We start from the raw sequence: 25,499 nt of genomic DNA, 5'->3' as shown, positions 1-25,499 counted from the left end.
TGCTTTATTGCTAATTTTTAGTTTTTTTGGCTTAGTGTTGTGGGCTGATGCCTTGCTAGAGAAACCCAGACTGTTTTTAAGTCTTCAGCAAGTCCTGATAATAGTGTGTCCTATCACCTGTAGTTTAAGCAACGCCAAAACTCCTGTACATTAAATTAAGTTAAGTTTTGTTACAAAAAGCCAACTTCAGTCATAAAAGTTAAGGGTTAACCCTGATAAGTATTTAGTGACTCAACCCTTGAGTATATGCCCTTACTAATCAGTTTGGTGATTGCCGCAGTAGCTACTTACCTTTCTCTGAACACTACAGAAGAAATCTTGAAAGTGGCATCATTATTAATAGTGATAATTTGCCTGTTGCTAAGCTTTGTTTTTGCTCCACTACTAATTAAAGTGTTGATTGTCGGAATTTTCCTAGTAATTCCGACAATCCCCAAGAAATCTTAAGTCTTGTGGCTGAATGCTTAAACCCACATTCTGCAGGTTGGAGAGGAGATTAGAAAAACCCCTACAATAACTCGTAGAGGTTTGTGAATGATTTCGATTGATTTATTGGTTGTTACTAGATTGCTGAATTAGGCCATCTAAAATAGTTCCGATTGGCTCATTAGCAGCACTAGTAGTACCTTGATACTCAGTTATTTGTGATTTGGTCTGTACTTGTCTAGATCCCAAAAAATCTCAGTTACCCACTAATAGTCAAAATTTTCACCAGGCAAAGCAGGAGTGGTTGTTGGAGGTCGCCGAAACTGGGTTGCCTGTTCATAAGCATAAGCGAATCCCAGTAAGGTAGGCTCACTGTAAGGCTTACCAAAGAAAGTCAGTCCTAGGGGTAATCCCTGCTCAGTAAAGCCCATTGCCACGGAAATGCCGGGAAAACCAGAAACATTGGCTAAGTACCCTGGTATGTAGGGGTCATTTGAGGCACATTGATAGGTTGGATCCTCGACATTATAGAGCGGACCGGCAGGACAAGTCATGGTGGGCCAAATAATCGCGTCGAGATTTTGGGCATTCATAATCGATAAAATCTCCTGGCGAACCCTGGGAAACTCGAAATGGAGAATATAAAGATATTCGGTATCAGCCAGTTCTGGATGCTTTAAAGACTCTCCAAACCCTCCGACGCGACCGGGATTGAGAGCCTGTTCTGAATTGACTAATGGGTTAGATAAGCTCATCGAATACATTTCCCTCAGGGTGTCAGGGAATGGAAGCTGGAGGTTTTTGAGGTAACTATCGATCTGGGGTTCAAACTCAGCCTCTGTTACCTCTTCCATGAAAGGCCAGAGGTTTTCCAATTTGGGAGAGAAATCCACCGACTCAACTGTTGCACCTAATTCCCTCAGCTTAGCAACTGCTGCATCAGTTGCAGCATCTACCTCAGGGTTCCCACCCCGAAAATCAATCGCCACCCCAATTCTTGCCCCTTTTAGGGCTTTTTTATTGAGAAACTGGGTGTAGTCCTTATATGTTTTCCCAACACTTTCCAGGGTACGGTAATCATTGGGATCAACCCCTGCCATTACACCCAAAGCGATCGCTGCATCTGTCACGGTTCGAGCCATAGGGCCTGCACTATCAAAGGAGAGGGTTAGGGGGATAATACCATCTCGACTAACCAGTCCCTGAGTGGGTTTGATACCGACAAGACCTGCTACTGCTGCAGGGCCACGAATTGAGCCTGAAGTATCGCTTCCGGTGGCTAAAACAGCAAAATTTGCCGCAATTACAGCCCCACTGCCTCCACTCGAACCCGAAGGATCACGAGTTAATTTGTAGGGATTGCGTGTCAGTCCCCCAAGGGAACTGTAACCTAGCCTACCATAGGATTCAGCAAATTCACTCATGTTTGCTTTACCAAGAATAATGGCTCCTGCCTCTCGCAACTTCTTAACAGTAAAAGCATCATCGGGGGGTAAGGAACCTTCCAGCAGCACCGATCCTCCTGTTGTGGGTAAATCGGTAGTGTCATAGTTATCTTTCAGAATGATGGGGATGCCATGTAAAGGACTTCGCGGTCCTTTCTGCTGGCGTTCTTGGTCTAACTCCCTTGCTTCTTTAAGGGCATTGTTATTGATAGAAATTAGCCCATTAATTTTCGGTCCCTGATCGTCATAGGCTTCAATACGATTGAGATAAAGTTGCACTAATTGTTCGGAAGTGAGTGCATTCTTCTCAAAAGCTTGGTTAATCTCTGCGATTGTTGCTTCCCTGAGACGAAAGGTCTCAGCGACTGCCTCTGAGGGAAAAGTACTCAGACCTAACATGAAAAGATAAGTCAGCCCTTGTTTAGCTATTTGCCACCAGGTCAGTTTTTGTTTCATATATAAATTGAAATTGCCGCATCAAGAATATTACTGATTGAACTAAGAGGATGTTTCACAAGTGATCAGAGGTCAAATTTTAGGCCAAGCGGCGATCCATGATCCGTATCATAGCCAGATAAATCAATGTCTCTGATGTTTGAGCCAATAACTCATAAGTCTCTGACCATATCGACAGCATCCCATCAGCCAACCAAAAGTGCGCTCCACTACCCAACGCTTTTTAAGCAGTACGAAGCTTTTGGTCTGTTGGGGTCGGAGTAAGAATTGTACCATCCAACCGCACAAATCCATGACCCACATGATCAAAGGCTCACAACTATTGCCTCCATCAACCCAAATCAGATACAACCGCGAGACCGCCTTGCCCATCTGTTTGACTTTGTCGAGCACTCGTTTACCGATACTTTTTAGCTACCAAAATCTACCAAAGTACATCTTAGCCCGCCAATGCAAGCTGATTTCTCAGCCAGGGGGTATCTCCCAAAGCGCGAAGAAAAATTCCTCGCGCGCCATTGATGTCCCGTTCGCGAAGCGTGACCAAAGGTCAATCCATTACCTGACCATCAATTCTTGACTTAATAGTCTTGTTACCGCCAATGTTTACTAATTCGCCAGTCCAACTAACAGTTTTACTGGTATAAGCTTCACAGACGTCAACTACAAACTTCCCTGTCTCTTGAGCCTTATGCTTGAGAAACTCTTTGAAACGATAGTGAGCAAATGATAGTAAGTTGCGAACCGTTTTAGATCTGATTTTTCTGTTTCCTTTTTTGGACATTTCAGAAGTTTCAAAAGTAGGAAGCAGTATCACATCAAAGTTATCTACTAGGAATCGGGCAGCTTTGTGATGTAATTCGTTGATCAGATTTTTGATCTTGATGACTATCCGTCTGGCCGCTTTTCTCATCCGATATTTCTGCTTGCCTTTTGCTTTACTTATTTTTGACAAAAGGCAATCGAGATGGGAACAAAGTCGCTGAACCCGAGAAAAGTCACCATTCCCAATCTTACCAACAGAAGTCTCACTAAAAAAGGTCAAAAATGTCCTAACACCGGGGTCTAAAGCCACTACTATACCTTGGTTTTCGGTCTTAATTTGAGTTGTCTTGTGGGGAACTGTTAAGTAGTAGTTCCCATTGGTGCTAGTTAATCGACAGTCCCCAATCTGATCGGGGACTGTCTCAGCAAAGGTCAATCTACCTAGTTTTGTGTGATAAACACCTTTGTCTGAGACAGCTGACTTCGGGATATAACAAGACTGAACTGGATTCTTACGAGACCTAAATCGAACTCGGTTAATTTGCCCAGTCTTCTTAGATTTTTTCTTCCCCTCCCTAACAGCAGTGCAAGCATCCTTAATCGCTATGGATTTAATCTGATAAGGCACTGTCCCGCACCATTCAGGAAGACCATGCAATATTCCGGTTTTAAGGGCTTTCCAGTTAGCTTTTATTTCGCCATTTTGCAGTATTTTGACGGTTTTATTAAAAACATACCGGGACACTCCGAACCACTTACGGACAGTCGCCCTCTGCTGTGCATCCAGGAATATCCGGATCTTTTTTGATTTTTGACCCGTACTTCCTGAGTCCGTGGACAAGGCAACAGAAGACGTGAATGATTCAGAGAAGATCTGCGGTAAGCTCGGATTCTGGACAACTTTCAGGTTGGTCGAGAACCAAGATTTTTCCACCGTTGAGACTGACCGGAGATGAAACCTTAGAGTAGTGCAGCCTTACTACAAAACCTTTACCCTATGCTGCATAATTTACCAACTATAAAGGCTGCACTACTCTTACGGTAACTTCTAACCAAGTACTCAATGAGTTCAAACCCAAATCGGGTAAGTCTGTCTCTACAGGCAACAACAATCGTGAGCTGATCACAGCGCATAAGTCGCTCCAGTATGGTTCTAAGACCAAAGCGTTTGTAGTTAAGTCCTGAACCGATGTCCTGGATGATTTCTGCTTGCGGGAAGAGGGAGTGCATGTAGGCAACTTGTCTGGCAAGGTCGTCAAATTGTTTGCTACTACTGACTCGGCAGTAACAGATTGTAGCCCGTTGAATTCCTTGGCTTTTCCCAAGGCGTTGGAGACTACCTGTGTCAAAGAGCCTGTATCCGCTTGGGGTTCTTTCAGATTTGATCGTGCCATTGTCTGCGTACTTCCTTAAGGTGTTCCTGGAGAGTCCCGTAAGTTCGACCGCCTTACGGATTGGTACTAATGCCATTATTTAAGTCTAACAAATAATTCTAGAGATTGTTAGACTTTGTTAAACTTTTTACTACTGTTTACCAACCCTCAAATTGTTCCGTCCTATAGCAGTCGAAGCAAATAATAGGACATACTAGTCATCAAGTCAATGGTTATTAATTAATTAATAAAAGCCTAGTTTCTGACAGTTACGATTTAAGAACAAAAGTCATGAGTGCTATTGACGATGCCATGGGAAAAACTCAAGCTAGTCATATCTTGGAAATTAGCCGAAATACAATTATCTGCTTAAAAAAGAGAAAGTCAACAGAAAATTATAGGTAAAAAGAGGGTTATAAAAATAGATAAACTCCGAAAATCAGGGATTTTTATTAATTTATTGATATTAAAAAAATCAGTTAATTTAATAACGAAATAGCAAAGTTGTGAAAAAAAAATTATTTATATCACTATAAAGCAAGCCTTAAAAATTATTTTTATCCGAAAAAATAAACTTACGGCTATGGAGAAAATAATGAATAAAAAAGGCAAGATTTTCTAGATAAAATTTCTAAAGCGATGCAGAGGTGCGACCCGTGGCGAATTTAATTACGGGTCAAGCGCACCTAAGCGGTCTTGGGGTTTTCCGCCATGAGCGACTGCCGTGGGCTTGAACGTGATAGGTGATGTCGTTGAGTTAGGTTCGAGCTTTGGGCTTGCCCCGTTTCTGATCATGGGGTTTCGACACCACAGTGCGGGTCTCCAGTCGATGCCAGGGTAAGCGCTGTTCAAATTGATCGAGACCAGCCCATGCATCTGGCTCACAGGCCAACTCTTGCACGCTCAATTTCTGTAGTTTGGTTTGCCAGTGGGGTGTTGCAATGGCTAAGTTTCTTCTGCAGTTGCTTGAGGTCAGACTCCTTGCGCTTCTGACTTTCCAGCACAAACCAGTGTTGTTGCACTCCTGGGTATTTGCTAGATATTCTCGGATCGGCGATAGCCTTCTATTCCTTTCTCAGTTAATTGTTAATGTGACACTTTAAAGTGCATAATATCGGCTTAAGGTTAATCTTTCAAGAATATTAAAAATACTATACATTTTCCCGATTTCCAAGAAACCAGTCGTTAGGCTGAATATATAGAGCAACAATTCATTCAAAAAACGCGATCGCATACACCCATGCTATTTAACCTAGCCAACCTCCCCTACTGGATCTTTTTGGGTATGGGAGTTCTACTGTTTCTGTTAGTCATTGTTTCCGGTGGCGGAGACGATGACATTGATATAGATGCAGATGTAGATCTGGATGTGAATCTGGATGTGGATACAGATGTTGATGTCAGTACTGATACAGATACTGATGCCGATGATGATTTAGGCGGTATTGATATTCTAGGATGGGTAGGTATCGGCAAAGCCCCCCTAATTTTACTCTTGGCAACAGACTGTAGTCTTTTGGGACTTTTCGGCTGGATGTTCAATGTCATGATTGGTGGTGTTACTGGCAGTATTCCCACTGGGTTTTTGGCAGGGGTGGTATCAGTAATGTCATTGTTCCTGACCCTAGTTACCGGAGGATTCATCTCTCGACCGATAGGAAAAATTTTCGCCTCCTTTGGAGAAGATACCAGTAGCGATCGCTTAATTGGCTGTCAAGGTACAGTTTCATCTGCCACCCTTCCCAAGGAAAACCAAGGCAAAATCGGTCAAGTCGATGTCCTAGATCCAGCTCGTAATTTAGTTACAGTCAATGCCACCTTACCAAATTGGGCAACAGTTACTCCTAAACGGGGGAACAAAGTGTTAGTGATTGACCGACACCATCATAACTATCTCGTAGTGCTTAAAGATAGTGCTGATCAGCAAGCCTGGTTTGACAATGCTTATTAGTCAGCAAAGGCCCACAACCTGCTGTGATGTATATCAGTTCGTCAAGATTATCATAAATTTTCTGATTTTCCCTGATTAGTATATAGAGCTCCATTTATCAGCAAATCGATTTAGCCATGTCAAACTCATCGATGAATACAACAACAGTGCAAACTGTTCCGGTACAGTCATCTATAGCCCAGCTTCCTCCTGGAATTCTATTTTTCCCCGGTGTAATTGGAGGTCTGATTGTATTATTGCTATTAAGCATCTGGGCTTACACCAGAGTTTATGTCATCACCCCCAACAACGAAGCATTTTTGCGGACAGGTGGTGTCTTTGTCAAAAAGAAAACGGTTATTCTCAGTGGCGGGTGTGTGGTTTTGCCAGGATTTCATGAACTTACCCGTATCCCACTCAGAGAAATTTCTATTGATGTTGAGCGAACCGGTAACCTAGCAGTTCGGACCCAAGATTACCTGCGGGCTAATATGCGGGTAACCTTTTATGTCTGTATCAATGCCAATGAAGACGATGTGATTACCGCTGCCCAACGACTATCTCGTGAAGGTAAAATTTCCCCCGAAGATATTAAAGAAGCTATCGAAAAACGGGCGGATGATGCTATTAGAGCAGCAGCCAAGAAAAAGAATTTGGCAGAAATTGATTCCGATAAATTAGGATTTGCTGATGAAGTGTTGAATTTAATTCAGCAAGACTTAAGAAAAGTCGGATTAACCCTCAATAATATCGCGATTTCTGAGATAGAAGAAAGTGATACCTACGATACGAATAACTTCTTTGATGCCCAAGGAGTACGTCTGCGCACGGAAACTATTCAAAAATCAATTCAGCAAAAAACTGAAGTTGAGCTAAATACCAAAGTTGCCATTGAAGAGAAAGAACTCAACGCTGAAAAGCAATCCCTACGCATTGCCCAAGAACAAGAAGAAGCGAAACTGGGTCAAAAGCTTGAGGTTGAAGCCCTAAAAGCCCAGCGTGAGCGGGAAATCGAAGAAGCTAAAGCCACAGAAGCAGCCACAATTCAGCGGACTAAAATTTTACAGAATAAGTCTGTAGAAGAGGAAGAAATTCGGAAACTACTGGCCTTGCAGCAAAGCCAAATTGAAGCCGATATCACCCTAGAGGAAAGGAATAAAGCCCTTAAGGTAGCACAAACCCTGCAAAAACAAGAAGCTGAATTGGCAGAAATTAATCGTCAGAAAACCTTAGAAGAGGAAAAGATTCAACAACAGCTGGGAGTCCAAGCTAAGAAAATTCAGGCAGATATTGAATTAGAAGAACGGAATAAAGCCCTCAAGGTGGCACAAATCCTGCAAAAACAGGAAGCAGAAGTAGCTGAAGTTACTCGTCAGAAAACCGTCGATGCTGCGTTGCTTAATTCTCAGGTAGAATTGGCAGAAGCAGAACGAGAGTCAAAAATTGCTCAACAAGACGCTGCGATCGCAATTTCTGAAAAAGAACGCGATCGCTTCAATTCCGAAGCCGAACGAGCTCAAGCTGAAGCCGCTGTAGCCACGGCTAAGGAAGTAGAAGAGGCCGAACGGCAACAACGCCTTTCTATGATTGCTGCTGAACAAGAAGCCGAACAACGGCGGATTGGTGAGCAAAACGTGGTGGAAATCGATGTATTCCGCCGGTCTCGTCAAGCTGAAGCAGCCAGACAAGCAGCAGAACTAGAAGCTGAGTCGATCCGCACCCTAGCAGACGCAAATCGGGATAAAGCCTTGGCAGAGGCAGAAGGTAAACGATCCCTGATCGAAGCCGAAAATTCCATCAGCGATGCTCAGCTAACTGCTAAAATCATCACTACCATATGGCCAGAGTTGGCAAATCAACTACCAGAAATTGCCAAAGCCTTGGCTCCCCAGCCAGGAATTTTGGGAGATACTCGGATTTACTCCTTCCCCGGTGTCAATGGCAATAATGGTAACGGAGCTAGCAGTGTAGGTGACATCAACAAACTACTACTGTCTACCAGTGGCTTATCAATGATTAATGGTTTGTTAGAGGAAGGCAAGCTAGGGGAGTTGATTAGTCAAATCCGCCAGATGATGACTCACAACAGTAGCACAATCACCAGTAACACAATCACACCAAAGGAGAAGAAAACCCCGACCACGGATATCATCCCATCACGGCCACCAGCAACCTCAAACCTTACCGAAAAAAACCACCTTACCCAGCCAAGCATCAAGAAACCGAAATCAGGGAAAGGCTAAGGTGCGCTTGACCTTGGCGAATTAAATTCGCTATAGGTGGGCTTTCCAATGGGCGAGTAAATCGCCCTTGGATCCCACCTCAAGGTGCGCGAACGGGCGCGCACCTGAAGTATTAAGAATTCATAATTGATACTTCATGCTTCACAATTCATAGTTTCTTTGTATAGTTCGAGCAATCTTCGCTCCAATTTGATAACCTAGCTAAAATAATCTCGGAAGAAAAACAGCGTGGATATTCAAATTGGGCGAGGTAAGATAGCTCGCAGAGCCTACGGCATCGATGAAATTGCACTTGTTCCCGGACAGCGGACACTCGACCCCAGTTTGGCTGATACTCGCTGGCGTATTGGCGGTATTGAACGAGAAATTCCTATTATCGCCAGCGCTATGGATGGGGTGATTGATGTGTCCATGGCAGTCAAGTTGTCCCAAATTGGGGCAATGGGGGTTCTCAACTTAGAAGGGATTCAAACCCGTTATTCTGACCCATCACCCATTCTAGACCGCATTGCCTCGGTGGGAAATTCTGAGTTTGTTCCCCTGATGCAGGAACTTTATAGTTCACCGATTAAGCCAGAATTGATTACCCAGCGAATTCGGGAAATCAAAGACCAAGGTGCTATTGCAGCTGTGAGTCTGACCCCTGCTGGAGCCAGTAAATATAGTCAGGTAGTGGCAGAGGCTGGTGCTGATTTAATGTTTGTTCAAGCAACAGTCGTTTCTACAGCTCACCTGTCACCAGAGTCCATCAATCCCCTGGATTTGGCACAGTTTTGTCAGGATATGCCCATGCCAGTAATTTTGGGGAATTGCGTGACCTACGACGTTGCCCTCAATTTGATGAAAGTTGGGGCAACTGCTGTCTTGGTGGGTATTGGTCCTGGTGCTGCTTGTACCTCTCGGGGTGTCTTGGGTGTCGGTGTACCTCAGGCAACAGCAGTTGCAGATTGCGCTGCTGCCCGTGACGACTACTATCTCGAAACCGGTAACTATGTGCAAGTGATTGCTGATGGCGGTTTAATTACAGGAGGTGACATCTGTAAGTGTATTGCTTGTGGTGCTGATGGGGTGATGATTGGTTCTCCTTTCGCCCGTGCCAAAGAAGCTCCCGGACAAGGATTTCATTGGGGGATGGCAACCCCTTCCAGCGTGCTACCCCGTGGGACACGAATTAAAGTGGGCAGCACTGGCACACTTGAGCAAATTCTGACTGGACCAGCCCAAATGGATGATGGCACCCACAACCTTTTGGGAGCCTTGAAAACCAGTATGGGAACCCTCGGAGCAAAAAACCTCAAGGAAATGCAACAAGTGGAAGTAGTGATTGCTCCCTCTCTGCTAACAGAAGGAAAAGTATACCAGAAAGCTCAGCAGTTGGGTATGGGTAAATAATATAGTGTCTAGTTGAATACTTATCATTCTTGGTTGTTCATCAATTTAAAATTGAAACTTGACCATTGACAATTACCAAATATTATGGTATTAGATATATCAGCTTTTCTACAGCTTTCTAAAGTTCACTAACAACTGTTGTCAATAGTTCAAGCACAATAGTTCAAGCACAATAGTTCAAGCACAATAGTTCAAGCACAATAGTTCAAGCACAATAGTTCAAGCAATGAGTAGATATACTTATCACGCTCACCGCCTATCGTCAAAATTTTTCGACTGGTAGGATTTTTTCAGAAAGTGCCGGAAAACCTGGTATCATTAAATAAATCTATGACATTGAAGCATCAGACAGCTAATCAAATCTGTTTTGTAGTAAATGTCAAATATGCCCAGATTCTGGGCAAGCGCTTTTGGGAAAATCCCAAAAGCTTTGAGAGATACCTCCCCATCAGTTAATGATGTGCTATACAAGGCTTCTGCAGATGCGGCGGAAATGCTGGGTTAAATGTATCTGGCTTGGAAATTGCTGAAAAAAAATCAACGGTGACATACAATGGAAAAAGCGGAGACAAATGTTTCCGTTCACTCCTCACACCACACTCCGCCCGGACCTAGTTCGGGCGGTTCCTTATTTGGCTCATTTTGAAGGTTGTTCGCCTTTGGCGTCCCTTGTAGGGTAGGTTGTTCGCGTAGCGTGGCCAATAGGCCAAGGTTAGCTGGTTGAAGGTTGTTCGCGTAGCGTGGCCAATAGCCCAAGGTTAGCTGGTTGAAGGTTGTTCGCGTAGCGTGGCCAATAGCCCAAGGTTAGCTGGTTGAAGGTTGAAAGTTGAGAAGATAACCTGTAACCTTCAAACTGCCACCTGTAACCTGTAACCTAATAACCTGTAACCTAATAACCTGTAACCTAATAACCTGTAACCTAATAACCTGTAACCTAATAACCTGTAACCTAATAACCTGTAACCTGTAACCTGTAACCTTCAACCTGTAACCTTCAACCTGTAACTTCTAACCGCGTCACCTTCAACCTGTAACCTTCAACCTGTAACTTCTAACCGCGTCACCTGCTGTTCCCGCCCCATGGGAGTGTCAACTTTTGCCCAAGATATTTAATCGGTGTTGTGACTATGGTAGAATTTCGTAGGTACGTAGCAAAAGTATTCGCAAGGATTTCCAGGCATGTCAAAAGCCGCCCCAGTTACAGACTCCAGCTTTCAGAAAGAGGTACTTGAGAGCGACATCCCAGTATTGGTAGATTTTTGGGCACCTTGGTGCGGTCCCTGTCGGATGGTGTCTCCGGTTGTAGATGAGATAGCAGACCAGTACGAGGGTCAGGTGAAAGTCGTTAAGCTGAACACCGACGAAAATCCTAAGGTGGCAGGTGATTATGGTATCCGCAGCATACCAACGTTGATGATTTTCAAGGGAGGTCAACGAGTAGATATGGTGGTGGGTGCAGTCCCCAAAACTACCTTGGGGAATACTCTCGAAAAGCACCTCTAATGGCAAAAGGCTTGTAGGCAAAAGGGGAAATGTAAAAGATTGCTTCCCACCTCCTCAGCTCCTCAGCTATTCGTCACCAATCTTAAATTGACCAACGGACATCTGCAACTTCTGGGCAACCTCTACAGTTGTTCGTAGGGATTGAGAGACTTCCCCAGAAGAATGAGAGGTTTGTCGGGAGGTGGCAGCAATTTCCTGTATTAAGTCAGTAACGTCCCGAGATGTTTTGGCTTGGGAAACTGTGGCGTTAGAAATAGATTGGACTAACTGGTCAATCTCATGGGAGACGGCAACAATTTCTTCTAGGCTCTGTTTAGCCTTGAAAACCATTTGGGTTCCATCAACCACTTGTTTTTTTCCGTCTTCCATGGCTTTGACCACCTCTTGGGTTTCCTGCTGAATGGTGTCAATCACCTGTTCAATGTCTTTGATGGCATTGGCTGACTGGGTTGCTAGTCTACCCACTTGTTCCGCAATCACTCGAAACCCTTCTCCCTCTTCTCCCGCACGGCTCGCTTCAATCCCAGCATTGACTGACAGTAAATTAGTCTGTACGGCTATTTCCTGTACCAACCCCACTACTTTAGCAATCTCCTGAGAAGATTCCCCTAGCAGCTTTACTTTTTTTGCTGTGTTGACTACAGTCTCTCGCAAATTTACAATAGTCTTAACTGTGCTATCCATGGCTTGCCCACTAGTAAGGGCAGCGTTTGAGGCGATGTGAGAAACGTCTGCTGCTTGGCGGGCATTTTTTGAGACGGCTTCAATCGAGTACATCATCTGCTCAATAGAGCTTAGAGTGTTGGTAACCTTATCTGACTGCTCGATGGCTTGCTGGGCTAATTCACCCACTGCCTGTTCATCAGCAGCAACAGCAGTATTAACTTGGGTCGAGGCAAGTTTGACCTGGATCACAATTTGCCGCAAACTTTCAATCAGGGCATTGAAGAAGTCCGCCACTGTACCAATTTCCCCCTCACCCACTTCCGCCCGGACTGTGAGGTCTCCCTTGGCAGCATTTTCCACATTATACAAAAGTTCCAGTACTTGGTGCTGGAGTGCTTCTTTTTGCTGACGTTGTTCAATAGCATTTAACTCCGCCGCCCGGCGTGCTTGTTCGATTTGGTCAGAGGTTGATGCTGCTTTCTTTAGCGCTAAGTCCGCGTCTACTCGTGCTTGTTGTAACTGTTCAAACAGATCAGCTTGGTTGAGGGCAAAGCCAATCTGAATCGCCAATTGCTTTAATAAATCCGCCTCTTCTGGCTGCCAGTCCCGTGGCTCAGAACACTGGTGAGCACATAATAAACCTACCAGTTCCTCCTCATGCAAAATGGGCGCAACTATGTTGGCTTTGACCTGTAGCCGTTCGAGAATCTCACAGTGGCAGCCCGTTAAGCTAGCTTCATAAACGTTATGGCAAACCCAAACTCGCCCGCTTCTGAACCGATCCACAGACCCTGGCCGCAATGGGTCATTGATAAATTTCCCCATGGCTTGAATCCAACCAGGTGCTACGGATTCCGCCATGATTGTTCCACTATCCCACCCTTCATTGAATCTATAGATCACCACCCGGTCGGTTTGCAAGATGCTGCGAACTCCATCTACTGAGGTACTGAGGATATTTTCTGATGTCACAGATTTATAAATAAGGCTGGTAAACTCAGCCAATAACTGGGAGCGCTCCGCTATGGCTTGCTGCAGAAAAGCCTGTTGAGCGAGAGCTTCTTCCTTAGATACGATGTTGTCAGCAAGTTTATTGAAGGTATCTGCCAGTTGACCAAGTTCATCAGTAGCTATTACCTCAGCACGGGTTTGGCGATCGCCTGCTGCAAATTTATGGGTAGTCTGGTGTAGCCTTTTAATCGGTTCAGCAATAGACCGCCCCAGCAGAATTGCCAAAAATACATCTATTGCTAATGCCAAGAACCCAATCGACCCTTGTACCAGTAGGCTACCTGTAAGAAAATCATTCAGGTCAGATTCGCTAGTCCCCCGGACTAATACTGCCACCGGTTCTCCCTGAGAATCCATTAGAGCTTTTGCTGCCATGGTGTAGGTTTGCTCTCCTACCTTCTGACGGTCGGTAACTAACTCGCCCACTTTACCAACATTAACAGCTTTCTCAAGTAGGGATTGGTTAGGTAAGGGAAGATCAGATTGGGCTTGCTCCAAATTGGCAGCTTTACCTTGGTCTAAGGCTGTTACTAAAGCAAATTCTCCCGAAGGCTGACGCAAATAAACAGCACTGTAGCCTCCGTTAAAGGTTTTCAGGGTTTCCTTGACAATCGGTTCCTTGCCATTAACAATATCCCCAGAAACCAAAGCACCAATCACCTCGTCAGTTTTTCGGTCTTTTACTGGTGTGACCGTGTAACGAATTAGGGCACCTTGCTTTAGGGCATCTTGCTTGATCAACCCCTCAGGCAAAGGGGGTGATTCTTTTTTTAATTCTTCCCAGCTTACAATTTGATTGGCTGTAATTTGCTGAGACTGCTTGAGGACTTGACTAACCAGGTTATTGGGATCAAACCTTTCTTCTTTCCGGTCAGCATTAGCATTAACAATAATTCGTAAATCTTTGTCCACCAGAGTGGCATATTCAATCTGGCGAGCCTTAACTTCATTCTGGAGAATCTGCTTAACTTGTCCCTTTAATGACTTGGACAATAACTGATTTCTACTATGGGCAAGAGCAGCTTCAATAATAGCAGTATTTTCCGATTGACCACGGAAACCAAACCCCATTTGGTTGATTTTAATGTTGTAGTTGATTTCTGTGACAGCCAATTCTGACTGAGCTTGTCCACGTAATTGTGCTCTTCCTCCGAATATAATTAATATTGCTCCTACACCCATTAGTGCAGCCACAGAGATTACTTCGGAGGAAAACAAACTAACAATTTGCTTACTCCTAACTGGTAAGTTATAAAACCATTGTAGGCGTGATTTTTTGCTTTGTTGAGAATAAGAAATTCTGAGGGTAGTCGTTGGCTTGATTACGGGGCGCAATTGTCTACCTGTCATTATTAAGTAACTATCCAACTAGTTTAATTAAAAAAAAATAAAAAAAATTATAAGTATCTTATTATTTTTTTTATTTGAATTTTTTGTGATTTCAATAAAATAGAATAAATTTTATTTTTTTTATAGCGGAGCTCATATTAATGAGGTACAGACACCTATTTTTACCCTGTGCCCTGATCCGAAGTTCCCTGTTCCCTAAAATCCAAAACTTGTGGACTTCACCTATTTGATGATAAATGCTATAATTTTTATGACAGTACTGTGTTGCCTGTAATATCGCTAGCCACAAAAAAAAAATAATCGCAATAATAATAACAGAAATAAATTAATTTAAATTAAATCGATTTTTATCTATTACTTTTATCTCTTTTAAGAGATAAATTATTAGGGGCTAATTAGTGTTATGACTCCTATGAATCAAATGATGTGAATCAACTGATGACTCAAACCACAGCCAACTTAACAATGTCCACTAGCTGCTGTTTAGAAAAAGGTTTGGTGAGATAGGCATCAGCCCCTTGTTTCATACCCCATAGACGGTCGATGTCCTGATTTTTAGAAGAACAAATAACAATGGGAATGCTAGTGGTATCCCGATGGTTCTTCAGGCTGCGGCACAACTCAAAGCCACTCATTCCTGGCATAACTATATCTAGAACTATAACATCAGGTTTTTCCGTTACTGCCTTATCCAAAGCATCTTTAGCATCGGCAATACAAATAACTGTGTTACCACTTTCCCGTAGGTATCTAGCCATTAACTCTAACTGAGCCAGGTTATCTTCAACAATCAAAACTTTACTCATAGTTCAATTAATTGGTGTTTAACACTATAATCTAATCATGAACTTGTTGACTGTTGACTATTGGTTTACTATTGACTGTTGACTGTCCAATAGGGTCAACTCAACAAAAAACGTTCAATTCAATAAACTTTTCAAGTTTAGTCAAGTTTGATTTTCATTGACCTAGTAAAAAATAAAAGTTTTATAAAACTTTTATAAAAGTTTTATAAAACTTTTATAATTAATACGGCTAATTAGACCGGTTCTAGCTTACTGCTATGGACTTAATCCAAAGACAGTAGTAGAGTCAGTTGACTGGAGCATACATAATAAAATAACCCCAAGACCAACGGATTAGTGTTAGCTACCGTCAACTGAGGAATTGCTTAAATTTTATACATATGCACTTGACAAGCTCAAGCAGAGCTGTAGAAATGCACTAAATTTGCGCTGTTTAAATTAAGACATATGTCTTAGTTCAATATATCCAAAAAATTTTAGCTTGTCCACGGGGCTAATAAGATAAAATACCACGGGAATGACTAAAATGCTCATGACTGGTATATCTCCTACAGCAACTCCACGGGAAATCCACCGACAGCAATTTCCGGCATTAGCCCACAAAGCCTATTTCAATTTTGGGGGCCAAGGGACTCTGCCTCTGGCATCTCTAAATGCTATCCAACAAGCCTATGAGTATCTGCAGCGCTATGGCCCATTCTCTGGTAAAGTCAATGACTGGGTTACCGAGGAATCCCACAAAACTAGAAGTGCGATCGCATCAGAGTTGGGGACATCAGCAGAAACGATCACCCTCACAGAAAATGTGACCGTTGGCTGCAATATTGCGATGTGGGGGATTGATTGGCAACCGGGTGATCATATCCTGATGAGTGATTGTGAACACCAAGGCATTATCGCTACTGCCCAGGAAATTTCCCGTCGGTATCAGGTAGAGGTATCTACTTGTCCAATTATGGCAACTCTAAATCAGGGAGACCCCACTAAAACTATTGAGCAATACTTACGACCTCAGACCCGATTGGTGGTATTGAGTGATCTACTTTGGAATACCGGTCAAGTATTGCCAGTCAAGGATATTACTCATGTGTGTCACAACTACGATCAGAGTAGCCAATTGGTGAGGGTTCTAGTGGATGCAGCTCAGTCAGTAGGTTCTTTGCCGTTAAACTTAACCGAACTGGGGGCAGATTTCTATGCCTTTACCGGTCACAAGTGGTGGTGTGGCCCAGCAGGAGTGGGAGGTCTCTATGTGAGTCCAGATGCCTTGGGCAGCCTCAATCCTACATTTATTGGTTGGCGGGGGATTATTCTGGATAAAGCTGGGAAACCTGTGGATTGGCAACCAGATGGACAGAGATTTGAAGTGGCTACCTCGGCTTATCCCCTGTATGGAGGATTACGTAGTGCGATCGCAATTCATCAGCAATGGGGAACTGCTGAGGAACGTTATCACCAAATTTGTCAATTGAGTGAATACCTATGGCAAGGCTTATCGAAATTAGAAGCAGTCAGCTGTTTGGCTACTTTACCTCCCAAAGCTGGTCTGGTGTCCTTTGTGTTGACTAATGGCAAGCGCCATAACACCTTAGTAGAGTTTCTGGAGCAGCAAGGCTTTTTGCTACGAACTCTCCGAGACCCAGACTGTGTCCGTGCCTGTGTTCACTACTTCACCCAGCCGGATGAAATTGATAGGTTGATTGAGGCCATTGATGGGTTTAGTTCTGATAATTAATCAGAAAAGCTTAAGTCAAAGCTTAAGTCAAAGTTTAAGGAAAGATGCACCCCATTAGATAGTCATGGCCTACGATTCACACACATTTCATACTTTCAATAATGAGGGGTTAGTGTTTGCGATCGCATTTGCAGTTAGGTTTGTTTTGTATTAGTTGATGTCTTTTTTCGTTGACGATTGACCGATTGACCCTTAACGGTTGATAGTTCACTGTCTTGATGCAATAGCGAGTGGGGGAAACCACGGCAATAGCGAGTGGGGGAGACCACGGCAATAGCGAGTGGGGGGAACCCCCTTTGGCGGCGCTGCCTCCCCAAGACCGCGCTGCCTCCCCAAGACCGCGCTGCATCGCTGTCAACCGTTAATATCATGTCAGGATAATTAGCCTCTTCTACATCATGGGTAATCATTAATATAGTGCAACCCGTTCGCTGCCAAATCTGGAGTAGAAACTGTTGCATGGTTTCCTTATTTTGTATATCCAGTGCGCCAAAGGGTTCATCCATCAGCAGGATCTTAGGATGACAAGCTAGAGATCTTGCGATCGCAACCCGTTGTTTCATGCCCCCAGATAATTCTTTTGGATAGGACTTAGCAAACCCAGACAGCCCAACCACATCTAAATAATAAGCAGCCTGTTCGAGGCGAAAATGCAATCAGCCAGGTCTAACTAAGGGGAATCACTATGCTAGAGTATCACCCATTACAATACCTTTCTATTTGCCTTTCTACACTAAACTACTCAATACTAAGTACTAAACTACTCAGCACTGACCCACCCCATGTCTCAACCCAAAGTCTTGATAACTCGCCGCCTTCCTGATACCAGACTCGAACAACTCCACCAAATCGCCAATGTGGAAATCTGGCCAGAGCGTCAACCGCCTCCCTACGAGGTATTGCTGAACAAAGTCAAAGAAATCGATGGCTTACTGTGCCTACTCACAGATTCCATTGACAAGCAAATCATCGAAGCTGCACCATCCCTCAAGGTAATCAGCCAATTAGCAGTAGGTTACGACAACATTGATATCTCTGCTGCCACCATCCGGGGTATCCCCATTGGTCATACTCCTGGTGTGCTGACTGAGGCTACAGCTGACTTAGCCTGGATGTTACTAATGGCAACAGCACGGCGAGTGATTGAAGCAGATAAATTTGTACGTGCTGGTGATTGGCAGACTTGGGAACCTACTTTATTGTTAGGACCAAACATCACCGGTGCTACTTTAGGAATTGTTGGGTTTGGACGCATTGGTCAAGCTGTTGCTCGTCGTGGGCGAGGGTTTGATATGGAAATTCTTTATTACAGTCGGCATCGACGGGACTCAGAATTAGAACAATCCCTTGGTGTAAAGTATGCTGAATTCGACGTGTTGCTAAGGCAATCAGACTTTATTACCATTCACACTGCTCTGTCTGAAGAAACCTACCATCTATTTAGTACTCCCCAGTTTGAGCTGATGAAATCCTCAGGGATCTTGATCAACACCGCACGAGGAGCAATCGTAGATCCAGAAGCATTGTACCAAGCTCTGAGGAATGGTCAAATCGCTGGGGCTGCTCTGGACGTAACTAAACCAGAACCTATTCCTATGGATAGTCCTTTGTTGACCTTGGATAATCTGATCATTACTCCTCACATTGGTAGTGCAACGTACCAAACGCGATCGCAAATGGCTACGATGGCGGTGAATAATCTTATTGCTGGACTTTTGGGTAAACGATTACCCTATTGTGTGAATCCACAAGTTTATTAGATTAAATCAGTTTCCTTCAGTTCTAGGATTTGTCTGCAAACTACTCGATCAAGAAAAGTAGGGTGTAAGACAGTGGTAATTTATCATTGCTTCCCCTACTTCCCCTGCCTCCCTTGGCTCCCCTGCATCGCTACACCAAGGGTTTTTAGACCCAAGCAGACATGCCCTAGCTTTTAGCCAACTCCCTGAGATCGAACTCAAGTAAAAGAAATCGGGAGCATCCCATTTTTGCCCATAACACTTTCAATTATGTTTTTAAACCCTAGTACTCTCGTTAGTTTGAGCCATGGATTTGCCAAATTGGGATGCTCCCAAGAAATCTGTAGGTTTATCATTTCAGAACCTATCGGTGAGAAGTGTGAAGTACCCCAACCTGCAACGCTCTCGGTTGGGGCTTCCAATTCTCAACTCAAATCAGGGACGGTCTTATTCGTCAAAAGGGTTTCCCGCTTCATCCGCCGACGCCTCAAAAAGCCGCGCTAGAATTGGTCTTACTCAGCGTCCACAGGCAGACATCCGCCTTCCGCAGATGTATAGTGTTACGACAGACTCACCTTGGAATTACAGCATCTATGGCTAACCAGCCGGGGCAAGTCTCTTCCCTGAGCTCTGCTAGTACTTTTACACCTTTAAGGTAGCCTTTTAGTCAGTCAGGCGGGTCATCGACCAACTTTATTATATCACGAATCGTCGTAGGTTATCGTCTCGCTATCCATCCCGGATAGCAAGTTTTGTTAAAAAATACCATAGCTTTCATCTCCAACCTGCGGAATGTACGCTATAAATCGCTGATTAAGATGTTTTGAAAACTTCTCGGGAGTGCAAATGACTGAAAATTCTTCTGAAAACCCCTTGTTTGAAAGCCCAGGCAGTAACAGTTCAAATTCTTCTGAGGCGGAACGTGCCCTGGAGCGTGAAGCTCAACTACCATTGACGGGATGGCAGCAGGAGGTGTCAAAGGGGCTCGAATACGGGCTGGAAGCGGCAGAGAGTATTAGCGATCGCACCATTCCCACCTTTTCGCGGGGTGAACTACCTCACTACGCTGGGATCAATACCTTCCTCAAAGCGCCCTATCTCGAAGATGTTCGCCAGGTTGAGGCATACGATGTGGCCATTGTTGGGGTTCCCCACGACTCGGGAACCACCTATCGCCCTGGAACCCGCTTTGGTCCCCAAGGCATTCGCCGCATTTCTGCTTTGTACACCCCTTACAACTTTGAGTTGGGGATTGACCTACGAGAGCAAATTACTCTCTGTGACGTGGGAGATATTTTTACAATTCCAGCCAACAACGAAAAGTCATTTGACCAAATTTCTAAGGGCATTGCTCACATCTTCAGCTCTGGAGCGTTTCCCATCATTTTGGGAGGGGATCATTCCATCGGATTTCCTACCGTTCGGGGTATTTGTCGGCACTTAGGGGACAAGAAAGTTGGGATTATCCACTTTGATCGCCATGTAGATACCCAGGAAACTGACCTGGATGAGCGGATGCACACCTGCCCTTGGTTTCATGCAACTAACATGAGGAATGCTCCAGCCAAGAACTTAGTGCAATTGGGCATTGGCGGTTGGCAAGTACCTCGCCAGGGAGTCAAAGTTTGTCGGGAGCGGGCAAGTAATATCCTGACAGTAACCGATATCACTGAAATGGGATTGGATGCAGCGGTAGAGTTTGCCCTCGAACGGGCACTAGACGGTACCGACTGCATTTATATCAGCTTCGATATTGACTGTATCGATGCTGGTTTTGTTCCTGGTACAGGCTGGCCCGAACCGGGCGGACTGCTCCCCCGGGAAGCTCTGTATCTACTGGGCAAGATAGTTCAGCAGGCTCCTGTTTGCGGTTTGGAAGTAGTGGAAGTCTCACCGCCCTATGACATCAGCGACATCACTGCCCTGATGGCAACTCGCGTCATCTGTGACACAATGGGGCACCTAGTGCTATCCGGTCAACTGCCGCGCCAGGAAAAACCCTCCTACATTCATCCAGAAGCGCAGCCGGAATTAGTAGAGTGGACTTGAAGGTGGATTTTAACAATGCATGAAACTGACATGACCAAGGCACTAATTGTGACCTTGCGCAATTGGTGGCAAGCACAGCCAGAGCGACCCAAAATTTCCTGCGTCCATCTGACAGTAGGCCAGTTCACTGGTGTCGAACCTGTGAGTTTGGAATTCGCCTTTAAAGCTCAAATTTCCAACACCTTTTTGTCTGGTGCAAAACTGGTGATTCAGGAAACCCCCTTAATTGCCTTTTGCCATCAGTGTCAACAAGACTATCGGCCTGAGATTGATAGTCAATATGCTTGCCCTGAATGTAAATCACCGATGGAAGACATCCGCTCTGGGCGAGAATTAAAGATTGACCGACTTGAATACTGTGGCTCTGCTGTTGAAGCCGATATACCACAGCTTTGATGCAGCTCTGGAAATTAACCTGCTCGATTAGATTGATTTATGAATTACCCCAATAATGATTAGAAGGGTAATCAAAAAGCGATCGCTAGGAGCTGTAAGCGATCGCTTTTTGGTATTTATTACTAACTTTTGAAAAAGTATAAAAAAACCATAATTTGAGGTACATGACTTTTATTATGGGTAGATAATAAAGTATTTTGTTTAGGTGCTTAATCAAGATATTGAAGTATGAATTTAGATCATTTTAAGCACCTAAACAAAATTAATTACCTATTCCCAATCTCTGTAACCCTTACAGTGTAAGGTTTTGAGTTTTTAACAATGTGTAATTAATTTTGTGCACCTGGTTATTTTGGTAAAACCCTGGGGGGGTGAAATGCAAGCTGAAATCATTACTGGGTAATAATTTCAGCCCAGAAGTTACTTAATCGGTGCTCTTGACCGATATTTTGGGATAGAATTACTAGAAGTGATCGCCATAATTTTAACTGCGATACAATTGAGCTTCTCTTTCTTCAGACCGCACGCTCTGTCTAGTAATTTTACTTCCTCCAGTTATATTGGAGACGAGAATAAATGCGACCAATCCCACCAAAGGACTAATCATAGTGGGGAAACCATCGAAATCAGCAGTAAAAATACTGTTAGGAATATATAACAGTGTATTATCGATCCCGAAAGTAGTAGGCATCAATACAAATAGTATCAGCCGCGTCAGCGAACCCAGAATAATACAGGATAGGGCACCCTGCCAAGTTGCTTTAGACCAGTAAATTCCACCTGCTAGGGGTACTACCAACCCTGCAAATCCCAGATCGAAAGCTAGCAGTAGTAGAACTCCAGTTTGAGGAACTTTTAAAGCAAAAATCACTCCTAAAGTGGTAATTACAAAAGCCATGACGCGGGTAATCATTAACAGCCTGTCTCCTGCTGCGTTGTGGTCGTCATGGCGGATACCAATAATATTATGAGCAATTACGGAAGAAGTACCCAAAATTGCACCATCAGCGGTAGAAAGAGACGCGGAAAGAATGGCGACGATGACTAATAATCCCAGCAGGGGAGGTACTATACCATCGAGGAGAGCATAAAGGAGCGGTCCATCGGGGGTAATCCCGGCCGAAGCGAGAATTTGAGGTGCAGACAGAGCAATCAACGAAAACGGAATGCCGATAATTAAAGTTCCCACACAGCCTATTAGACAAGCCCTTTGGGCAGTTTCGGGACTGTCAGCGGCAAAGATTCTTGCCATAAAATCGATCGCCACAATATCCCCAAATCCCAACGCTAACAGAGTCGCCCAATTAACTGCCGCGCCAGCAGCAGGATCGCTTAGTTGTGCCAAAGCCAAAGGACCAGTATCAGCAGCAATATTTAAGCCAAAGTTGCCAGCAATGAACAAAAGTAAACCTAAAGAACCGACAAAAGCAATTCCTACTTGAATGGCATCGGTATAGGCAACGGCAAACAACCCACCGCTAGCAGTATAGATAAAGACGACAATCGCTAGCAGCATTATCCCAGCCGTATAACTGGTGCCTAAAAAGGCTTCAAACATATATCCTCCTGCTACCAAGTTACCAGCTAGCAAAAAGGAAAAACTCAACACCATCAGGAATGATGCTACTACTTCAGTTTGGCGGTTATATTTAACTCGATAGAAATCTGGCAGGGTAATTAAACCCATGCGGTTCATTGGTTTGGCAAAAAATAGTGCGGTTAAAAATAAACACAGTGCTAACCCAATGGGTAAAGATGCACCAGCCCAGAAACCAAATTTCCCCACCAAATCTGTATTGCCCAAAGTGGCGTTAGAGTCTACCGACTGCGCCATCAAAGTTGCTGCCGCTAGGGGTAAGACTAGCCCTCTTCCAGCAACCAAATAGTTTTCACTATCTCCTTTTACTTGTTTTGCTGCCCACATTCCAATTCCCAGGGTGGCAAACAAAAATACTAAAATTCCCCAGAAAAGAAGTTTTTGTTCCATAATTACTCCCGGTCAATGTTTGACCGTATAACATGTAGTGAGTAGGTAGGGGTCAATCAGGGTAAACGCATCTAATTTTTTAAATCCTATATATAGTGTTTATAAAATTAAGCACTATATGTGGAAAACCAACCAATTGTCAATAAGCACAATAAAACCTGGTTTATTGAGAAATACCCCCACTTTATTGACAAGATGCGTTTACCCTGAGGGGTCAATAAACCGAGCGATAGAAAGGAATATACCACAGTAAACCCATAGAAAATTGTCTATAGCAATCCTTTATGATTCGTGAAATATATTCGGCGAAGCTATCGCTATAACCCTTGCCCAGTAAGGATTTACGATTTTGCATATTTTACAAATGATTTAGGATTGCTATAGAACCTATCCTGACTGCCTGACACATCTGCGTGAAACCGATGCGTATCAGGCTCGACACTGTAACGACTGAATCCGTGAGAACCAGATGCGATTGACATGCAGTCACGCTACGCGAACATAAAAATCCTCACGGGCTTTAAGAGCGGCGCTTAGCACGGTTGCGGGTCAATGGGATCGCAAGGGGATAGGTGTTAAAAGTGGACGACCTTTGTGGAGAACTCCCATTAGCCAGCGCAGACCGATTTTCAGGTAGCTGATACCCCTTTGCCAATGAGGATTGACCTTTGGTCACGCGTGCGCGTTCAACCTGCCGTCGCAGACCGTTAAGTTGAACGGCCATACCTTAATCCATGCCATTTAGATACATTGTCTTGATACAGTCGCTCATGGGGGGAACCCCCAAAACCGCGCTGCATCGCTTTTATGCAGAGAAATTTAGTTTTTTCATCGTAACCACGCTCAGTTTTAACCTCTATAAATTGCCGTCCACATTCGTTGCATTTATATCTTTGTTTTCCTCTTTGATGACCATATTTATGAGTTTTATGACTATGACATTTAGAGCATTCCATGGTTTTATTTTTAGTAAACCATTTTTGGATTCAGCAACGCTGTTTTAGGCTGTCTTGGGTTGAGTTTACACAAAGAGTGTTGAGAACTTTTTGTCTGTTCCACAACTTCATGGGCAGTACAGCAATAGGGAGCATGTCACTTATGTAGAACATTTGTACTAAAGCTATAGCCCCCTCATGGGTAAAAGCCAAGCTCCTATGGTACATAGTTCATTTGTTCTGGAACATAGACTTGCTCCCCATCAATTTGTGAGAACAAAATAATATTAGCCCTGTTTTATATCTCTGAACCTCATAAAACTCATAGAAAAACTCATAGAAAAACTCATAGAAAAACTCATATCTCACGAAAAACTCAGGGAGCATGTCACTTATCCAGCAACATTAGTACATTATCTGGGGAATGGGGAATGGGGAATCGGTAATAGGGGGAGCATGTCACAATACCCGAATATTTGGGGAGCAGGTCAATTTTGTAAGAACACTTGAACTACAAACCCTTGAACTACAGTGTTTTCGGGGCTTCAGTAGCAGTCATGAGTTATTTTAGTACATTTGTTCTACAAATTTGACATACTCCCAAAACTCATAGAAAAACTCATAAAACTCATAGAAAAACTCATAGAAAAACTCATATCTCACGAAAAACTCAGGGAGCATGTCACTTATGCAGACCCTTGAACTACAGTGTTTTCGGGGCTTCAGTAGCAGTCATGACTTATTTTAGTACATTTGTTCTACGAATTTGACCTGCTCCTCAGCAATATTCTTTTAGCCTTCTCGGTTTAAATACATACTTATTTTTATATGTCTGTATTTTTGGCTATTTTTTTATCTACGTTTACCCTGAGCATATTATGAGTTCGTTTTTCTTGCGCTTACCCTGGTAAGTTGGTCTGTTGAGCAGTTCCATCCCGGAATTCAACCAATGGATGGGTGGTAGCAGCTTGTCTCATCTGAGTATTGGGTTCGATGGCAATCACTTGCACTCCCCGCCATCGCTAGTAGCCGAGAGGAAATTCCTGTTCCTGCACCAATATCCGCAGCTACCAGTTGCTCTGTGTGCTCAAGTCCTTCCAGAATCTTGTCGATAGCTGCAGCTGGGTAACTGGGTCGGTATTTGGCATAATCTGCCACCAACTCAGAAAATCGACTCTCTGGGTTCATCTGGTGTAATGGTGTTGTCTCAAGGTTCCTTTCGCCCATGATTAATACCAATCAGGATTTAGGCAATCACTCTTCTTGTAGAGTAGGGTACTAGTTGTGTTGCCAGA

General features: G+C 43.9%; 18 protein-coding genes and 2 pseudogenes. 8 read left to right on the top strand and 12 right to left on the bottom strand.

The features are described from left to right. Positions 1–692 precede the first annotated feature (692 nt). The 5 genes from F6K38_RS08700 to F6K38_RS08680 all read right to left on the bottom strand — a co-directional run bounded on the left by F6K38_RS08700 (position 693) and on the right by F6K38_RS08680 (position 5,369). The gene (locus F6K38_RS08700; protein WP_008191468.1) at positions 693–2,327 is read right to left on the bottom strand and encodes an amidase family protein; all 1,635 of its coding nucleotides are present in this window, start codon (positions 2,325–2,327) and stop codon (positions 693–695) included. Positions 2,328–2,450: 123 nt separating this feature from the next. After that, the gene (locus F6K38_RS08695) at positions 2,451–2,720 is read right to left on the bottom strand and encodes a DDE transposase (RefSeq protein WP_008191471.1); all 270 of its coding nucleotides are present in this window, start codon (positions 2,718–2,720) and stop codon (positions 2,451–2,453) included. Positions 2,721–2,874: 154 nt separating this feature from the next. Next, positions 2,875–4,023, bottom strand: coding sequence for an RNA-guided endonuclease InsQ/TnpB family protein (locus F6K38_RS08690; protein ID WP_287356449.1), 1,149 nt, complete (start codon positions 4,021–4,023; stop codon positions 2,875–2,877). A 56-nt stretch (positions 4,024–4,079) separates the two neighbouring features. After that, positions 4,080–4,559, bottom strand: coding sequence for an IS607 family transposase (locus tag F6K38_RS08685; protein ID WP_008191475.1), 480 nt, complete (start codon positions 4,557–4,559; stop codon positions 4,080–4,082). A 660-nt stretch (positions 4,560–5,219) separates the two neighbouring features. Continuing rightward, complete coding sequence (locus tag F6K38_RS08680; protein WP_287356447.1) at positions 5,220–5,369, bottom strand: hypothetical protein; 150 nt, start codon at positions 5,367–5,369, stop codon at positions 5,220–5,222. Positions 5,370–5,702: 333 nt separating this feature from the next. Between F6K38_RS08680 and F6K38_RS08675 the strand changes: the two genes are divergently transcribed. The 3 genes from F6K38_RS08675 to F6K38_RS08665 all read left to right on the top strand — a co-directional run bounded on the left by F6K38_RS08675 (position 5,703) and on the right by F6K38_RS08665 (position 10,027). Next, entirely contained in the window at positions 5,703–6,413 is a 711-nt protein-coding gene (locus tag F6K38_RS08675) for an OB-fold-containig protein (RefSeq protein ID WP_287356445.1), read from the top strand. A 116-nt stretch (positions 6,414–6,529) separates the two neighbouring features. Next, the gene (locus F6K38_RS08670; RefSeq protein WP_131826844.1) at positions 6,530–8,635 is read left to right on the top strand and encodes a flotillin family protein; all 2,106 of its coding nucleotides are present in this window, start codon (positions 6,530–6,532) and stop codon (positions 8,633–8,635) included. 228 nt (positions 8,636–8,863) lie between these two features. Then, positions 8,864–10,027, top strand: coding sequence for a GuaB3 family IMP dehydrogenase-related protein (locus tag F6K38_RS08665; protein WP_008191485.1), 1,164 nt, complete (start codon positions 8,864–8,866; stop codon positions 10,025–10,027). 582 nt (positions 10,028–10,609) lie between these two features. Here F6K38_RS08665 and F6K38_RS08660 read toward each other — a convergent pair. Further along, the gene (locus F6K38_RS08660; protein ID WP_154659989.1) at positions 10,610–10,783 is read right to left on the bottom strand and encodes a hypothetical protein; all 174 of its coding nucleotides are present in this window, start codon (positions 10,781–10,783) and stop codon (positions 10,610–10,612) included. A gap of 423 nt (positions 10,784–11,206) precedes the next feature. Here F6K38_RS08660 and trxA point away from each other — a divergent pair, with 423 nt between their 5' ends. Next, on the top strand, positions 11,207–11,530 hold the full coding sequence (gene trxA / locus F6K38_RS08655; protein WP_008191489.1) for a thioredoxin: 324 nt from the start codon (positions 11,207–11,209) through the stop codon (positions 11,528–11,530). Positions 11,531–11,596: 66 nt separating this feature from the next. Here trxA and F6K38_RS08650 read toward each other — a convergent pair whose 3' ends face one another. Further along, complete coding sequence (locus F6K38_RS08650; RefSeq protein WP_008191491.1) at positions 11,597–14,557, bottom strand: methyl-accepting chemotaxis protein; 2,961 nt, start codon at positions 14,555–14,557, stop codon at positions 11,597–11,599. A 443-nt stretch (positions 14,558–15,000) separates the two neighbouring features. Then, positions 15,001–15,363, bottom strand: a complete 363-nt coding sequence (locus tag F6K38_RS08645; RefSeq protein WP_008191493.1) for a response regulator transcription factor — start codon at positions 15,361–15,363, stop codon at positions 15,001–15,003. 532 nt (positions 15,364–15,895) lie between these two features. Here F6K38_RS08645 and F6K38_RS08640 point away from each other — a divergent pair. Continuing rightward, complete coding sequence (locus F6K38_RS08640) at positions 15,896–17,098, top strand: aminotransferase class V-fold PLP-dependent enzyme (RefSeq protein WP_287356454.1); 1,203 nt, start codon at positions 15,896–15,898, stop codon at positions 17,096–17,098. A 383-nt stretch (positions 17,099–17,481) separates the two neighbouring features. Here the strand turns inward: F6K38_RS08640 and F6K38_RS08635 are convergent. Beyond that, positions 17,482–17,745 (bottom strand): annotated as a pseudogene (locus tag F6K38_RS08635) (ATP-binding cassette domain-containing protein); the annotation flags it as partial. Positions 17,746–17,880: 135 nt separating this feature from the next. Here F6K38_RS08635 and F6K38_RS08630 point away from each other — a divergent pair. The 3 genes from F6K38_RS08630 to hypA all read left to right on the top strand — a co-directional run bounded on the left by F6K38_RS08630 (position 17,881) and on the right by hypA (position 21,282). Continuing rightward, positions 17,881–18,858, top strand: a complete 978-nt coding sequence (locus F6K38_RS08630; protein ID WP_287248701.1) for a 2-hydroxyacid dehydrogenase — start codon at positions 17,881–17,883, stop codon at positions 18,856–18,858. 825 nt (positions 18,859–19,683) lie between these two features. After that, entirely contained in the window at positions 19,684–20,886 is a 1,203-nt protein-coding gene (gene speB / locus F6K38_RS08625) for an agmatinase (protein ID WP_287248703.1), read from the top strand. A 15-nt stretch (positions 20,887–20,901) separates the two neighbouring features. After that, a complete protein-coding gene (hypA, locus tag F6K38_RS08620; RefSeq protein ID WP_287248705.1) occupies positions 20,902–21,282 on the top strand; it encodes a hydrogenase maturation nickel metallochaperone HypA in 381 nt (126 codons plus the stop codon). A 484-nt stretch (positions 21,283–21,766) separates the two neighbouring features. Here hypA and F6K38_RS08615 read toward each other — a convergent pair whose 3' ends face one another. From F6K38_RS08615 to F6K38_RS08605, 3 genes and pseudogenes are all read right to left on the bottom strand, one after another. Further along, complete coding sequence (locus F6K38_RS08615) at positions 21,767–23,269, bottom strand: high affinity choline transporter 1 (protein WP_287253130.1); 1,503 nt, start codon at positions 23,267–23,269, stop codon at positions 21,767–21,769. A gap of 707 nt (positions 23,270–23,976) precedes the next feature. Further along, complete coding sequence (locus F6K38_RS44130; protein ID WP_502708324.1) at positions 23,977–24,225, bottom strand: IS1/IS1595 family N-terminal zinc-binding domain-containing protein; 249 nt, start codon at positions 24,223–24,225, stop codon at positions 23,977–23,979. Positions 24,226–25,112: 887 nt separating this feature from the next. Beyond that, a pseudogene (locus F6K38_RS08605) lies at positions 25,113–25,431 on the bottom strand (class I SAM-dependent methyltransferase); the annotation flags it as partial. Positions 25,432–25,499 lie beyond the last annotated feature (68 nt).

Origin of the sequence: Moorena sp. SIO3B2, from assembly GCF_010692525.1 — a bacterium.
In the GTDB taxonomy this organism is placed as follows: Bacteria; Cyanobacteriota; Cyanobacteriia; order Cyanobacteriales; family Coleofasciculaceae; genus Moorena; species Moorena producens.
Note: the sequence above shows the minus strand (reverse complement) of the source record. Positions and strands in the feature narration are given on the sequence as shown.

Coding starts and splice junctions, on each gene's coding strand:
- speB (WP_287248703.1), top strand. CDS start 19,684: ATGACTGAAAATTCTTCTGAAAACCCCTTGTTTGAAAGCCCAGGCAGT.
- F6K38_RS08645 (WP_008191493.1), bottom strand. CDS start 15,363: ATGAGTAAAGTTTTGATTGTTGAAGATAACCTGGCTCAGTTAGAGTTA.
- F6K38_RS08675 (WP_287356445.1), top strand. CDS start 5,703: ATGCTATTTAACCTAGCCAACCTCCCCTACTGGATCTTTTTGGGTATG.
- F6K38_RS08630 (WP_287248701.1), top strand. CDS start 17,881: ATGTCTCAACCCAAAGTCTTGATAACTCGCCGCCTTCCTGATACCAGA.
- F6K38_RS44130 (WP_502708324.1), bottom strand. CDS start 24,225: ATGGAATGCTCTAAATGTCATAGTCATAAAACTCATAAATATGGTCAT.
- F6K38_RS08700 (WP_008191468.1), bottom strand. CDS start 2,327: ATGAAACAAAAACTGACCTGGTGGCAAATAGCTAAACAAGGGCTGACT.
- F6K38_RS08670 (WP_131826844.1), top strand. CDS start 6,530: ATGTCAAACTCATCGATGAATACAACAACAGTGCAAACTGTTCCGGTA.
- F6K38_RS08685 (WP_008191475.1), bottom strand. CDS start 4,559: ATGGCATTAGTACCAATCCGTAAGGCGGTCGAACTTACGGGACTCTCC.
- F6K38_RS08615 (WP_287253130.1), bottom strand. CDS start 23,269: ATGGAACAAAAACTTCTTTTCTGGGGAATTTTAGTATTTTTGTTTGCC.
- hypA (WP_287248705.1), top strand. CDS start 20,902: ATGCATGAAACTGACATGACCAAGGCACTAATTGTGACCTTGCGCAAT.
- F6K38_RS08640 (WP_287356454.1), top strand. CDS start 15,896: ATGACTGGTATATCTCCTACAGCAACTCCACGGGAAATCCACCGACAG.
- F6K38_RS08650 (WP_008191491.1), bottom strand. CDS start 14,557: ATGACAGGTAGACAATTGCGCCCCGTAATCAAGCCAACGACTACCCTC.
- trxA (WP_008191489.1), top strand. CDS start 11,207: ATGTCAAAAGCCGCCCCAGTTACAGACTCCAGCTTTCAGAAAGAGGTA.